Genomic DNA, 13,807 nt, shown 5'->3' on the forward strand with positions numbered 1-13,807 from the left:
TCATTTGAAAAGAAACGGATTAAAATTCAATGCTGAGTTTGTTATCAACTTTGAGTAATTCACGTTTAAATATTTGCTGGATTTTTTGCAGCGCCTCGGGCGACTCTGCTTCAAAACGCAGTGTTAATGCCGGCGAGGTATTGGAGGCGCGCACCAAACCCCAACCCTTGGTGTAATCCACGCGCAGGCCATCAATAGTGGTGACAGCGCCGTTGGCAAAATCACCGCTTTCGGCCAATTTTTTAATCAGGCCAAACTTGTCCTGATCACTGACGTTGACCTTGATTTCCGGTGTGGCGTGGAGCTGCGGAAAACTGGCAAAAATAGCGTCTATGCTCTGGTCGCGCAGGGTGATAATTTCCAGCAGGCGCGCCATGGCATAAATGCCATCGTCAAACCCGTACCAGCGATCCTTGATAAAAATATGGCCGGAATATTCGCCGCCAATCAGCGCCTGGGTTTCTTCCATTTTGGCTTTCATGGGCGAGTGACCGGTTTTCCACATGATCGGGCGGCCGCCATAACTGCTGATCACCTGATTCAGTTGGCGCGAGCATTTTACGTCGAAGAGCACATCGGCGCCCGGGTTGCGCGCAAGAATATCTTTGGCATAAAGCATTAATAGTCGGTCTGGCCAGATAATGTCACCCTTGGGGGTGACCACCACCAGACGGTCGCCATCGCCGTCAAAGGCAACGCCTATATCGGCATTCACCTCCTGTACCTTGGCGATGAGCGCTTGCAGGTTTTGCTCGATAGTGGGGTCGGGGTTGTGATTGGGGAATTCGCCGTCTATCTCGCAAAACAGCGGGGTGACTTCGCAGCCCAATTCTTCAAACAGCTGGGGAGCAACCAGACCGGTCACGGCATTGCCTGCATCTACCACCAGGTGGATATTGCCGGCCAGCGCGACATCGGAAAACACCCGTTCTATGTAGTCGGGAATAATGGCGCGCGGTGTCTCTTCCCCTAAACCCTGGTGAAAGCGCTGCTCAAGAATGCGCGTACGCAGCTCAGTCACCGAGTCGTCGGCCAGGGCGCGATTGTTGATCACCACTTTAAAACCGTTGTACTCCTTGGGGTTGTGGCTGGCGGTGACCATCACGCCGCTGTGGGTGTCGTCAAAGTGAAAGGTGGCGAAATACATCAACGGGGTGGGTACTACGCCGATGTTAATCACGTTACAGCCGCTGCGCAGAATGCCTTTGATTAAGGCTTGGGTTAACGCGTCACTGTGGGTGCGGCCATCGCGCGCTACCACTATGCTGTGTTCACCCTGGTCTATGGCTTCACTGCCTACGGCTTGACCAATGAGCAGTGCGAGTTGCGGGGTGATCTGGCTATTCACCAAACCGCGGATATCGTAAGAGCGAAAAATTTCCGCCGGTACATCCTTTTCATCGACACCATGGCGTTTGGCGCCACCGGTTTTCTTCCCTGAGGCCTGGTTCAAGCCGAGGATATCTTCATCTTCGTCAATCACGGCAATATCAAGAATGTCCTGATTCTGGAACATAGGGTTGATGAGTGCCTCTTCTGCGGCAGCTTCTTTGGTTTCTTTGCTGGCTTGTACCGTCTCCTGCAAGCTGGGGCCGGCGCTCTCCTTGGTGTTGAGGGTGGCGCGCGTAATAACTTTGCTCAGGAACCAACAGAGTGCGAGGCTCGCAGCAGCGATCAGGCTGACAATAAACAGCCAAAGGGTGGGCAGTTCTTCCGCGCGCAGTTTGAGCTGTTCCGAGGGTGTAAAGTCCAGTGTCAGGTAACTGTTGGCGACCTTGCCCGAGGCTTTTGGTCCGGCGTTGCCGGTGCCGGATTTACGCACCATCTGGGCTGGGCTGCCGGCAAATTGCTGTTGCAAAACCGTCTCCCCCAAGCTTGGATCACCGCCCGCAAACAGGGCGAGCAAGGGAGCGGCATCGGTGGTGATCAGCAAAGAGCCCAAGGGAGCGGAATCCGCGCCAGTGGTTACCGGTTTGGCCCACTGGAACATCCAGCGTTTATTGATCTCGACAAGTTCAGGCAGCGGGGTTTTACCCTGCTCAGCACGTTGGATCAAATCCAGTTCCAGATAGCGCAGGGGAAATTCCGCTTCGCGATCCAGTGTCGCTGTGCCAGTGGGTATAAGGTAAATGTTTAGCACCCTGTCATCCTGAGCGGCCAGGGTTTGTGCCAATTGCGCGCGCGCGGCGGCGGTGTTGTCCAGGTTATCGGCGGCAAGCTGTGCAGCCCATGCACTGTTTGCACTCAGCGCCTCAACACGCAGCGCATCCGCTTGCAGATGTTTCTCCAGTAAGGCCGCGCGCTCCGCGACCGATTCCTGGGTGAGACGCTGCAGGTTTTCGCGATTTTGTTCGACCACCAGGGTTTGATAGAGAAAAAATGCCGCCAATAAATTCACTGCCAGGGCAATCGCCAGCAGGATAAGCAGAATTTTTTGCTGTACCGCCGCTTTGCGTTTTGCCTGTTCCAGTGCGCGCTGGGCGCTGCGGGAAAGTGGGGCCGCGCTCTGATTTTTATTGGAATCCCGTGGTTTCACTTGATTACCTTTTGTTCGATGAGAGGATTATCTAAAACAGGTATTTGCCGCTTGTTATTTTGCTTGTTCGGATGCCGGGTGTTTGTCCAATCGGCCAGCCAGTATGGCAATCAACTCCCGCGCCAACTGGGTTTTGCTGCGCTGGCTCAGCGCCTGAATCCCGCTGTTATCCACCAGCGTGACCGCATTGTCATCGCTATTAAAGCCGATTTGGGTGTCGCCGACGTTGTTGGCAATCACCAAGTCCAGCTTCTTGCGCTGCAATTTGGCGCGCGCATGCTCAAGCAGCTGCTCGGTCTCGGCGGCAAAGCCCACGGTAAACGGGCGCCGGGGCAGGGCGGCGATGCTCGCCACTATGTCGGGGTTTTTCACCAGCGTCAGGGTGATACTGTCTTCCGCGCCCTTTTTCAGTTTTTGGCTGGCGACTTGCGCAGGGCGATAATCCGCAACCGCTGCCGCCGCGATAAACAAGTCGCAGTCTGGCGCGGCAGCCATGCTCGCCTCGTACATTTCCTGCGCGCTGGTGACATCAATACGGGTGACCCGCGCCGGGGTTTTGAGCTGGGTGGGGCCGCTGATCAGGATAGTGTTAGCACCGGCTTCGGCCGCGGCCTCGGCCAGCGCATAGCCCATCTTGCCGGAGCTGTGATTGCTCAAGTAGCGCACAGGGTCTATCGCCTCGCGGGTAGGGCCGGCGGTAATCACCAGGGTTTTGCCGGCGAGACTGCCGGGTGTAAACAGCCCGGCGGCGGCATCAACCAGCTGCAGCGGTTCCAGCATGCGCCCCGGCCCCACATCGCCACAGGCTTGGCCACCTTCGGCGGGGCCAAACATAATCACCTTGCGCTCAATCAGGCACTCGAGGTTGGCTTGGGTCGCGGCGTTGTGCCACATGCCCTGATTCATCGCCGGCGCCAGCGCGATGGGTGCTTTGGTCGCAAGGCAAATACTGGTGAGCAGGTCATTGCCCATGCCCTGCGCCAAGCGCGCCATAAAATCCGCCGTGGCGGGTGCGATGAGTACCAGATCCGCCCAGCGCGCCAATTGGATATGCCCCATGCCCGCCTCGGCTTCCGGGTCGAGTAATTGTGTATGTACCGGGTTGCCGGACAGCGCCTGCAGGGTCAGCGGGGTAATAAATTCCTGCGCCGCCGGTGTCATCACCACCTGCACACTCGCGCCAGCATCCTGCAGGCGGCGCACCAAATCGGCACTTTTATAGGCTGCAATACCGCCGGTAACACCGAGCAAAATCTGTTTATTGGCAAGGGATTGGCTAGAAGCTGACATAGTGATCCACAGTGGAAGGGCTGGGCACACTCAGGGTGTGGCGGTTAAACATCCACAACAACCTTAGCGCGCCTTGGAGTAATTGGCCACTTACGCCGGCGGCCGCGTCCGGCTTGACGAAAGCCCGCTAAGATACCATTCTTGCCCGCAATTTCGTAACTGCCCGGGCGCCGCCTGGGCAGTTGCCAACAGGATGCCGCGCACCATGCGCGGGTGAACCAATAAAAGGAGATTGTTATGTCCATTGCCGATTGGCCTGCTGCTGAACGCCCCCGCGAAAAACTACTCACCCTTGGCCCGCGCGCCTTATCCGACGCCGAGTTACTGGCCATCTTCCTGCGCGTTGGCTGCGTGGGTAAATCGGCGGTAGATCTGGCACGTGAACTGCTGCAGCAATACGGCGGCCTGCGCCCGCTGCTGGAGGCATCCCAGCGGGAGTTTTGCAAAGGCCTAGGGTTGGGCGATGCCAAATACGCCCAGTTGCAGGCAGTCTTGGAAATGGGGCGCCGGCATTTGTCGGCTTCACTTAAATCCGGCGATTTATTAAACAGCCCCGATCTGGTGCGTCAATACCTGAGCGCCCAGCTGCGCCATCAGCCGCGCGAAGTGTTTGCAGTGTTGTTTCTGGATAACCAAAACCGGCTGATGGTTTACGAAGAGCTATTTTTTGGCACCATCGATGGCGCTTCAGTCTACCCGCGTGAAGTGGTGCGACGCGCGCTGGCGCACAACGCCGCCGCGGTTATTTTTGCCCACAATCACCCCAGCGGTGTTGCCGAACCCAGCCAAGCCGACCAGCGCATCACCCAGCGCTTGGTTGCCGCGCTGGATTTGGTGGATGTGCGGGTGGTGGATCATATGGTCGTGGGCGATGGCGAGGTGGTGTCTTTTGCCGAGCGGGGTTTACTGTGACGCAGATCAGGTCGCCACTAGGGATTGCTGGCGCGCATAGTCTCTAAATGTTAATTTTGGCGCCATTTTGCGCAATCATTCGGCGCGCTGCTATACCCATACTGACTACCAACGTTTTATCACTTCATCATCATTGGAAAATGCTGTGAACAGCCATTTGGACATACTCCTCGACATGCTGTCGGCTTTGCCCGATCCGGTGTTTGTGCTGACCGAATCCGGGCGTTATGCCGCCTTGATCGGCGGCCAGGATCGCCAGCATTATCACGACGGTGCGCATCTGGTTGATTTCAGCCTTTACGATGTGCTGCCCAAGGCCAAGGCTGATTGGTTTTTGGAGCAGATCAATATCACTCTGGCGCTGAACCAGCTGCGCATCGTGGAGTACGGGCTTGCCGGGGCGGATGTCGATGGCCTTGATTCCCAGCAGGGGCCAGCCGGAGAAATCTGGTTTGAAGGGCGCATCCAGCCTTTGGCGACACCGGTTAATAATGAACGTGCGGTTGTCTGGGTCGCCTGCAATATTACGCGTCGGCACCAGCTGGAGGCCCAGTTACAGTTGTTAAGCGAAACCGATGAGCTTACCGGTGCCTATAATCGTCGCCGGTTGCTGGATTCCCTCAAGCTATCGCTGGCGCAGTTCAGGGAGCAGCAAACACCTACAGCACTAGTGCTTATGGACGTCGATCACTTTAAGAGCATCAATGACCGTTTTGGGCATATCGCGGGCGATGAGGTGTTGCGCGGCATTGCTCATCACGCCATGGCGCATTTGCGCGAGGGGGATCTTTTTGCCCGTTTTGGCGGGGAAGAGTTTGCGCTGCTATTGCCCAATACAACGCTGGACACCGCCACAGCAATTGCCGAGCGCCTGCGACAAACGATTGCCTTTGGCAATTTCCTGCCGGACAGCCATCCGCCGTTAATAGTGACTGCCAGTATGGGGTTGAGCCTGATGCAAATGCATGACCATGCCATAGAGACTATCTTGCGGCGTGTCGACGATGCGCTCTATCAAGCCAAGCACAGTGGGCGCAATTGCCTTGTTGTGGCGGCCTAGATTGTGCGACGGCAGACAGGGTTGTTTGCCGGCCAGCATCCACTGAATTTGAACTTCCCGGGTAAAACAACAGGTTTGTGGTCAAAAAAACAGCTTTTCATTGCTATTGCGGGACTGTTTTGGTATAAAACGCGGCTCTTTGCGGCAGGGTTGTGAAGACGTATTAAAAGAGCGTCATTTCAGCGCGAATTCCCCTCTGGAATTTGCTGCTCCAATCCTGATTTAACCCGCGTTTAGGAAAGAATAGGCTGCTTACAACAATGCTATAGGCTGGTTGTTAGTCTGTTTGACGGTTCTAACACAGCGCTTCCAGCTTAGCGCGCTGATTTTTTAATGAGGCAATAAAATGTCCAAGGTATGTCAAGTTACTGGTAAACGTCCCATTACCGGCAACAATGTTTCCCACGCAAAAAACCACACCAAGCGTCGTTTTTTGCCAAACCTGCAATCTCACCGTTTTTGGGTAGAAGCTGAGAAGCGTTTCGTGACTCTGCGTCTGACTCCAAAAGGTATGCGTATCATCGACAAGCGCGGCATTGAAGCTGTGTTGGCTGATGTTCGTGCCAACGGCCACAAAGTGTAATTAGGAGCTTTAGTCATGCGCGAAAAAATTCGTCTGAACTCTTCTGCTGGTACTGGTCACTTCTACACCACTGACAAGAACAAGCGTACCATGCCAGAAAAGATGGAAATCAAAAAGTACGATCCAGTTGTGCGCAAGCACGTGGTCTACAAAGAAGGCAAAATCAAGTAATTACTTGATCTGCTCTAAAAACCCGGCCTTGGTTAACCAGCGCCGGGTTTTTTATCGCCCGGATTTGGATATTTTAATAAAGTGGCGTTTAAGCCAGCATAGCAGGCGGCGCCGGACTACACTCAAATCACAATTATAAATCAACCACCTGCTTACTTTTCCGGTGCCAACTATGACCAGCCCCCGCGGTTTACAAGAGTGGATGGATACCCTTGCTGAACAGGAGTTGCCCACCTTAAATGCCGTGGTACGCGAAATATGTGAGTTGAGCGAGGATGAGAAATGTCGCGCTGAGGATCTCACCAAAATTATCCTGCGCGATGCCGATTTAACGTCCAAAGTCCTGAAAATCGCCAATTCTGTGCATTACAACCCGTCATTTGCATCGATCAAGACGGTATCGCGCGCAATTGTCCACTTGGGGTTTGATAATTTACGCAATATTACCCTCGCCACTACCCTGATCGATTTCTTTTTGCAGGGCAAACCCAAGTTGCAGCTTATCCAGAGTTTGGCGCGCTCTTTCCATGCCGCCGTGCAGGCCAAAGCGATGGTGCCTTTTTTGGATGGTGACAAAAAAGAACAGGTATTTATTGCGGCGCTCTTGCGCAATATCAGTGAGCTGGCGCTTATCTCTACGGGGTTGCCGCTGGTGGCGGACTTTATCGATGCCCGCGATCAGGATCCCCAGGCGGAACACAGTTTGGCACTGGAGTTTTTGGGGGTGGATACCAGCCTGCTGTCGCGTCATCTCATTAAAGACTGGGCGCTGGGCGATTTACTCAGTGAAGCCTGTGAAAACCATGTGCATTCGAGCGCCGCTGCGCGCGCGGTGAATCTGGGCAACCAGATAGCCACCTATATCCAGCGCGGCATTAAAAGCCCCGAGATGACCAAGCTCTGCCAGCAGACGGCCAGCCTGTGCAAACTGCCGCTGGAGCAGGCGCAACAGCAAATATTGCTCATGGCGGATGAAGCCTCGGTGGTAGCCAAAACCTATGGTTTGGATGTATTGATCAGCGCGCTCCCCGACCCCGAACACCTGGATGCAAAAGAGGAGCCACCGCAAGAGGTGGCCGATTACCTGTTCCAGCAGCGCCTGAACCAGATCCACAAGGCGATGATGGCCGGCGACAGCCTCCCCAAAGTCACCCAATTGTCACTGGCCGCCCTGCACGAAGGGGCGGCTATCGCGCGCCTCGCCATACTCTTTGTGGATCACAAAACCAAACAGCTGGATGTGCGTTATGTGGCGGGAAAAGGCACGCATCTGTGGCGACAACAGATCAAGATCAATCTCGAACAGCTGCGTAAAGGCGAGTTGTTGCACGAATTCCTGCGCCATCAGGAGCCCTACTGGTATCAGCCTCGGCTCGGGCAAAAAGATGTGGGAGCCTTACAAATCATGGGCGCCACCGGCGGCTTGTTTTTGGCCCCGCTGCAGCTCAATAAACGGCTGTTGGCGATTGCCTATGCCGATGGCGAGCGCAGCACACTGAATGCTCGCCAGTTTGAGGAATTCCAACTGATTGCCAATCAATTAAATTTGATGATGCGCCTGAGTGCGGCTCCCTAGCGGCGACTGCGGCATAATAGCGCCGGTTACTCACAGGATGCTGTCATGCCCGAATTGCCCGAAGTTGAAACTACCCTGCGCGGTATCGCGCCCCACATTGTCGGTCGCAAAGCGACTCACCTTATCTTGCGCCAGCCGCGCTTGCGCTGGCCAATCCCTGCGGATTTGCCCGAGCTGGTGGTCGGGCAAACCTTGCGTGGCGCACGGCGGCGCGGCAAGTATTTGCTGCTGGACTTCGCGCGCGGCCATCTGCTAATTCACTTGGGAATGTCGGGCAGCCTGCGTATTGTTCAGGCCGATGAGCCGCCCCTGTTTCACGATCACGTGGATTTACTCTTTGGCAAACAGGCGTTGCGCTATTGTGACCCGCGCCGTTTTGGCTGTTGGTTGTGGGTGGAGGGCGAACCCGAGGCGCACAAACTGCTGACTGAGCTAGGGCCTGAACCCCTGACCGATGCGTTTACCGCCGAATATTTGTATGAGCGCAGTCGCAAGCGCAGTCAGGCGGTCAAACAGTTCATCATGGACAGCCACACAGTGGTGGGGGTGGGCAATATCTACGCCAATGAATCCCTGTTTATGGCCGGCATTAAACCCATTCGCAAAGCCAGTGCACTCACTCGCAAAGATTGTGAGCGCTTGGTGTGCGATATCAAGTTTGTGCTGCAGCGCTCTATCGACCAGGGCGGCACCACGCTGCGGGATTTTGTGGGTGGGGACGGCAAACCGGGCTATTTCAAGCAGCAATTACTGGTTTATGGCCGCGGCAATCAGCCCTGCATGACCTGTAAAAAGCCCTTGAAGGAGGTGCGTATGAATGATCGCACCACCGTATATTGTGTGGTTTGCCAAAAGTAGCGGAGCGGCTATTTGGCCCTGCTGGAAAATTTTTGTTGCAGTGCGGCTTCAACCGGTGACGCCACAAACTTGCTGACATCGCCGCCTAAAACGGCAATTTCCCGCACAATCGACGAGGAAATGTAAGAGAGGTGTTCGGCCGGTGTCAGGAAAATGCTTTCCATGGTCGGCGCCAGTGCGCGGTTCATGTTGGCCAGCTGGAATTCGTATTCAAAGTCAGAAACAGCGCGCAACCCGCGCAGTACCGCCTGTGCGTTTTGCTGGCGCACAAACTCCACCAACAAAATATCAAACCCTACCACTGTCACGTTGGTCAGGTGGCTCAGGGTTTGCTGCGCCAGCGCGACACGCTCATCCAAACTGAATAAGGGGTTTTTGCGATTGCTGGCGGCTACAGCAACAATCACTTTATCGAACAAACGACAAGCGCGTTCGACCAGGTCAATGTGGCCATTGGTGATAGGGTCAAAGGTGCCCGGATAGACCACAGTGCGCATAAATTCATCTCGGTAGGGACGGGTTGGCGGGGGCGGCATGGTACAAAATTCGTATTGAACTGACCAGCAAACTGTAAATCACCAATTTGTCTAACAAGACCACCTCCAACCTTTACCAGCCTCTACTAGACTCAAAGGAGGTTTCAGTGTCGATAGACAAGCTGAAGTATAGACAAGGGTTTTTGGAGGTGTGAGATGGTGGGGAATGCGAAGGCGACGCGGCTAGGGGACATCCTGCTCGAGAAGGGGCTGCTGCGTGAGGATCAATTGCTACTGGCCATAGCCGAGCAAAAACGTCGCCGCGCCAGTGTAGATCCCGGTGATAAACGCATGATGGACGCCACCTCGCTGGGTGAAATCCTGATTGAGATGGGTTACATCACCCGTCAACAATTGAAGCGCGGCCTGAATTGGCAAATGTACCTGCGCAAAATGACTCTGGTGATGAGCCTGGTTGCTCCCCTGATGAGTGCTGCCGGGGGCGCTGTTGCCCAGACTACCACCACAACCACGTCCACCAGCAGTTCGACGACTTCGTCGCTGGTTATCCAGGCGGAAAATTTCACGGCGATGAAGGGTATCAAGGTGGAGGCCACCAAGGACACCGGCGGTGGTTCCAACGTGGGGGCTATAGATCCGGGCGACTGGATGGCGTATGAAAATGTGGTAATCGAGCTGGCGGTTGAAACTACCTACAAAATTACCTACCGTGTTTCCAGCCCTCAGGGCATAGGCAGTTTCTATTTATATGAACTGGGCTCTGACACTGAGTACGACCGCGTAACGGTGCCTAAAACCGGCAATTGGCAGTCCTGGGTGAGTGTGGAAAAGACGGTTACTTTGCCTGCGGGGAAACACACCTTGGGTATCAAAGCCCTGAGCAAGGGTTTTAATATCAACTGGTTCAAGTTGGATAAAATTGCTGAGGCTGCACCTGCGCCAGTATCCAGCTCATCCAGCAGTCTAGCGGTTTCCAGTTCATCGCAGCCGAGCAGTGAGGCTGTGTCGAGTTCCTCTCAACCCAGTAGCCTGGCAGTTTCCAGTTCATCGCAACCCAGTAGTGAGGCGGTTTCCAGCTCGACACAGCTCAGCAGCGCGGCTGTTTCAAGTTCCTCAGAGCCCAGCAGTCTCTCGGTCTCCAGCTCATCCCAAGCCAGTAGCCTTGCGGTATCCAGTGCGTCCCAGACCAGCAGTGCGGCTGCCAGCCCTACACTTTCCCTGCGCATTCAGGCGGAGGAATATTCCGCCATGGGGGGCATTAAAGTGGAGCCCACTACCGATGAAGGTGGCGGGATGAATATTGGTGCCATAGATGCCAGCGACTGGCTGGCGTATGGCAATCATCAAATTAATGCACCTACTGCAGGCAACTACAAAATCAGCTATCGCGTCTCCAGTCTCTACGGTGGCGGTAGCTTTTATCTGTATAGCCTGGAGACAGGTCAGCAATTTGCGCCGGTAGAAGTACCCAAAACCGGTGGTTTCCAAAAATGGGTCACTATCGAACAAACCATCACCCTGCCAGCAGGCACCCACAAGTTAGGCATTACCGCCATCACCAAAGGCTTCAACATCAACTGGCTGCAGGTGGATTACAAAGGCTTGGCACTGCCATTAACCATTCAGGCGGAAGAGTTTGCCGCCATGTTCGGGGTTAAAGTGGAGGCCACGACCGATGTGGGCGGCGGTTCCAATATTGGTGCCATAGATGCGGGCGATTGGTTGTCCTACGAGAACAAGGTGATTGATATTCCGGCCACCGGCAATTACAAAATTACTTACCGTACCTCCAGTTTGTATGGTGGTGGCAGTTTTGCTTTTCACGAGGCAGATGGCAGTAAACAGTACGATGTAGTGGAAGTGCCCAAAACCGGAGGATTCCAGAAGTGGGTTGATGTAGAGCGCATAGTGACGCTAGAGGCAGGTACCCACATTTTTGGCATGACCGCGCTGACCAAGGGCTACAACATCAACTGGTTCAAAATCGAGGAGGCGCCTGCCGGCTCTTTGCCCAGTAACACCAGCCCTTCTTCCAGTTCGGTCGCCTCTTCAGTCGCTTCATCGGTAACCTCCTCAACGGCGTCCTCTACCTCATCGCAAACCAGCAGCGCGCCGGTAGTGTCCAGCGCTTCGTCCAGTTCGGCGGCGCCGGTGAGCAGTGCGTCCAGCTCTTCCGCAGCCGCCAGTTCGGTGGGGGCAGAGGGCACAACCGTGGCGGGGCCGGTATATCTGCGCTGGAATATCCCGAGCTTGCGCGAGGATGGCACGACGCTGGATATTACCGAGCTGGGTGGCTATGAGGTGCGTTATCGCCTGCTCAGCAGCACGGAATACACCTACGTCAATATTGAGGACGCTTACAAAAACGAACTTGATATTGCCTGGTTGGAGGGCACCTACGTATTTGAAGTGGCTGCTTTTGACAAGAATGGCCTCTACAGCCGGTTTATCAAAATCACGCCCTAGTTTCCGGGTGATAGTAAAACAGCCGGTAGCGCAGGTTGCCGGCTGTTTTATCGCGGTGTAATTCCCAATCCGGCGGTGGCAAATATTGATCCTGTAGCCCGGATTCAATATAAATCGCCGCCCCTTCATTCAGGCAGCTGTGCTGCGCCAATTGATCAATCACCTGTTGCCAGAGGTTTAACTGGAATGGCGGGTCGATAAAAACCACATCAAAACGCATGGTCTGGCCGGCTGTTGGCAGATTGTGCAGATAAGCCAGGGCATCCATCTGCAGGACTTTGCCTCCCTCAGCGTTAAGCAGCGCCAGGTTGGATTTGAGCTGCGCTGCCGCACGCTGATCCCGTTCGATCAACACACTGGCGGCCGCCCCGCGCGATAAAGCCTCCAGCCCCAAAGCCCCTGAACCGGCAAACAAATCCAGGCAGTGGGCGCCCTGGATATCTGGCGCCAGCCAGTTAAAGAGTGTTTCGCGAATCCGGTCGCCGGTAGGGCGCAGGCCATCCACATCGGGAAAGGCGAGTTTTCGCCCGCGCCAAAGCCCGCCAATAATGCGCAGCTGGTTGGCACCTTTCGGCGATTTTACCGGTGGTTTTGCGATGGGCTTGGACAAGGCTTTTTCTCTGCGGGCGGTTAAGAAGTGATAGGATAGCGCCTTTGCTGGCGTTGCTAAATCCATATTGCCAGCGGCGTGTCACTTGCCCCCTTTGGCCAACACCCCAGATTACCATTATGTTTTTTAATCTCTTTAAAAAGTCTGACAAACCCGAAACCCAAACCGAGTCTGCAGTACCGGAACAGAGCCAGCCAGCTGGCGCCGCCAGCGAAGCTGTATCCACCTCACCAGCAGAGCTGCCGGTTGTTGAGGCGACTCCCCCGGAAGTAGAGCCTGAGACTCTCCTCGAGGCTCCGGCCAAATTGGGCTTTTTTGCCCGTATCAAACAAGGCCTGAGCCGCACCAGCAGTCACTTTGCCGAGGGGCTGGGCAATTTATTCCTCGGTCGTAAAACCATTGATGATGAATTGTTTGAAGAGTTGGAAACCCAACTGCTGGTTGCAGATGTGGGTATGGATGCGACTACCGAGATTATCGACAGTCTCACTGCCCGCGTCGCGCGCAAACAACTCAGCGATGTGAATGCACTCTATGCCGCCCTGCGCGAACAGCTCACCGATATGTTGCGCCCGGTGGAAAAACCGCTGGAAATCGACAGCAGCAAGCAGCCCTATGTGATTCTGGTGGTGGGAGTAAACGGGGTAGGCAAAACCACCACCATCGGCAAACTCGCCAAACGCCTGCAAAATCAAGGTAAAAAAGTCATGTTGGCGGCGGGAGATACCTTCCGTGCAGCGGCGGTTGAGCAGCTGCAAGTCTGGGGCGAGCGCAACCAGGTGCCGGTAATCGCCCAGCACACTGGCGCTGATTCTGCGTCTGTTATCTACGATGCACTAAACGCCGCCAAAGCGCGCGGGATCGATGTCATCATCGCCGATACCGCTGGTCGCCTGCACAACAAAAACCATTTGATGGATGAGTTGTCCAAGGTCAAGCGTGTGATGGCCAAGGTTGATGGCTCTGCCCCCCATGAGGTACTGCTGGTACTGGATGCCGGCACCGGACAAAACGCCGTTAACCAAACCGAAACCTTCCGCGACGCGGCGGGTGTTACCGGGTTGGTATTGACCAAACTGGACGGCACCGCCAAAGGTGGGGTGATTTTTGCACTGAGTAAAAAATTCGGTCTCCCGGTGCGTTTCATCGGTGTGGGTGAGGCAATTGATGACCTGCAACCATTTGCGGCCGAGCCGTTTATCAAGGCGCTGTTTAACCAAAACGATGCCGCTTAAACCAAAGACTAAA

At 55.0% G+C, this 13,807-nt stretch carries 12 protein-coding genes; 8 read left to right on the plus strand and 4 right to left on the minus strand.

What is annotated here, in order from left to right; all coding sequences use genetic code 11:
• Positions 1 to 19 precede the first annotated feature (19 nt).
• Together ACFODX_RS04960 and coaBC are read right to left on the minus strand one after the other, a co-directional pair.
• Complete coding sequence (locus tag ACFODX_RS04960; protein ID WP_378116659.1) at positions 20 to 2,536, minus strand: phosphomannomutase/phosphoglucomutase; 2,517 nt, start codon at positions 2,534 to 2,536, stop codon at positions 20 to 22.
• Positions 2,537 to 2,590: 54 nt separating this feature from the next.
• Entirely contained in the window at positions 2,591 to 3,826 is a 1,236-nt protein-coding gene (gene coaBC / locus ACFODX_RS04965) for a bifunctional phosphopantothenoylcysteine decarboxylase/phosphopantothenate--cysteine ligase CoaBC (RefSeq protein ID WP_378116661.1), read from the minus strand.
• A 237-nt stretch (positions 3,827 to 4,063) separates the two neighbouring features.
• On the opposite strand from coaBC, the gene radC reads away from it, so the two are divergent.
• From radC to mutM, 6 genes are all read left to right on the plus strand, one after another.
• Entirely contained in the window at positions 4,064 to 4,738 is a 675-nt protein-coding gene (gene radC, locus ACFODX_RS04970; protein ID WP_378116663.1) for a RadC family protein, read from the plus strand.
• Positions 4,739 to 4,883: 145 nt separating this feature from the next.
• Entirely contained in the window at positions 4,884 to 5,798 is a 915-nt protein-coding gene (locus ACFODX_RS04975) for a GGDEF domain-containing protein (RefSeq protein ID WP_378116665.1), read from the plus strand.
• A gap of 346 nt (positions 5,799 to 6,144) precedes the next feature.
• A complete protein-coding gene (gene rpmB, locus ACFODX_RS04980; protein ID WP_324257404.1) occupies positions 6,145 to 6,381 on the plus strand; it encodes a 50S ribosomal protein L28 in 237 nt (78 codons plus the stop codon).
• A 15-nt stretch (positions 6,382 to 6,396) separates the two neighbouring features.
• Positions 6,397 to 6,552, plus strand: coding sequence for a 50S ribosomal protein L33 (gene rpmG / locus ACFODX_RS04985; RefSeq protein WP_012489089.1), 156 nt, complete (start codon positions 6,397 to 6,399; stop codon positions 6,550 to 6,552).
• A gap of 172 nt (positions 6,553 to 6,724) precedes the next feature.
• Entirely contained in the window at positions 6,725 to 8,128 is a 1,404-nt protein-coding gene (locus tag ACFODX_RS04990) for an HDOD domain-containing protein (protein ID WP_378116668.1), read from the plus strand.
• 45 nt (positions 8,129 to 8,173) lie between these two features.
• Positions 8,174 to 8,986, plus strand: coding sequence for a bifunctional DNA-formamidopyrimidine glycosylase/DNA-(apurinic or apyrimidinic site) lyase (gene mutM, locus ACFODX_RS04995; protein ID WP_378116670.1), 813 nt, complete (start codon positions 8,174 to 8,176; stop codon positions 8,984 to 8,986).
• 8 nt (positions 8,987 to 8,994) lie between these two features.
• Here the strand turns inward: mutM and coaD are convergent, their stop codons facing one another.
• Entirely contained in the window at positions 8,995 to 9,483 is a 489-nt protein-coding gene (gene coaD / locus ACFODX_RS05000; protein ID WP_378116672.1) for a pantetheine-phosphate adenylyltransferase, read from the minus strand.
• Between the two features lie 195 nt (positions 9,484 to 9,678).
• On the opposite strand from coaD, the gene ACFODX_RS05005 reads away from it, so the two are divergent.
• The gene (locus ACFODX_RS05005) at positions 9,679 to 11,949 is read left to right on the plus strand and encodes a carbohydrate-binding protein (RefSeq protein ID WP_378116674.1); all 2,271 of its coding nucleotides are present in this window, start codon (positions 9,679 to 9,681) and stop codon (positions 11,947 to 11,949) included.
• Here ACFODX_RS05005 and rsmD read toward each other — a convergent pair.
• Entirely contained in the window at positions 11,939 to 12,559 is a 621-nt protein-coding gene (rsmD, locus tag ACFODX_RS05010; RefSeq protein ID WP_378116676.1) for a 16S rRNA (guanine(966)-N(2))-methyltransferase RsmD, read from the minus strand. The two genes, ACFODX_RS05005 and rsmD, sit on opposite strands and share 11 nt — an antisense overlap.
• Before the next feature lie 119 nt (positions 12,560 to 12,678).
• Between rsmD and ftsY the strand changes: the two genes are divergently transcribed.
• Positions 12,679 to 13,794 (plus strand): signal recognition particle-docking protein FtsY, encoded by a 1,116-nt coding sequence (gene ftsY, locus ACFODX_RS05015; RefSeq protein ID WP_378116678.1) that lies wholly within the window; start codon positions 12,679 to 12,681, stop codon positions 13,792 to 13,794.
• The last annotated feature ends 13 nt before the right edge of the window (positions 13,795 to 13,807 follow it).

Source organism: Cellvibrio fontiphilus (genome assembly GCF_042646205.1).
In the GTDB taxonomy this organism is placed as follows: domain Bacteria; phylum Pseudomonadota; class Gammaproteobacteria; order Pseudomonadales; family Cellvibrionaceae; genus Cellvibrio; species Cellvibrio fontiphilus_A.